This is a genomic window from Psychrobacter sp. 1Y4, from assembly GCF_051847555.1.
The window spans coordinates 1-504 of record NZ_JBPYDE010001224.1 but is presented as its reverse complement, the minus strand read 5'-3'; the positions used below and the strand labels follow the sequence as shown (position 1 = coordinate 504).

Below are 504 nucleotides of genomic sequence, written 5' to 3'. Positions count from 1 at the left end.
AATACCGTCAGAGGCATCACCCATGAGCGTCAAGAAATCGATCATTTGGTTTGGGTTAATGCCGAACTTATCGATCACCGCTGGTGTATCCGTGACTTTACCAGTAAAGCTGTCTTCTAGGATGACGCAATCGTTGACCAGCTGCATCATGTCTTTATCGCCGGTTGAGATGACCACATGATGACCTTGCTCGACGGCACGATGGGCAAGTGTACCGATGATATCATCGGCCTCTGCACCCTCAATACGTAACAGCGGAATACCTAAGGCGCTAACCAAACGATGAATATAAGGAATTTGCTCTACCAACTCTACATCGATAGGCGGACGAGCTGCTTTATAGTCAGACGACATATGATGGCGAAAAGTCGGTGATTTGGTATCGAAGCAGACGGCCATATGAGTAGGGTGATAACGACGCATGAGTTTGAGTAATGCGTTCAATGTGCCGCGAATCGCATTGGTAATCAGACCCTGCGAGTTTTGCATGGTTTTTGGGAGAGC

General features: G+C 47.8%; 1 protein-coding gene. It reads right to left on the bottom strand.

Features of this window, described 5'->3' with window-relative positions:
• The coding region (locus ACS8FC_RS21255; protein WP_439298237.1) for a 5'-3' exonuclease at nt 1-504 on the bottom strand (504 nt) is incomplete at both ends.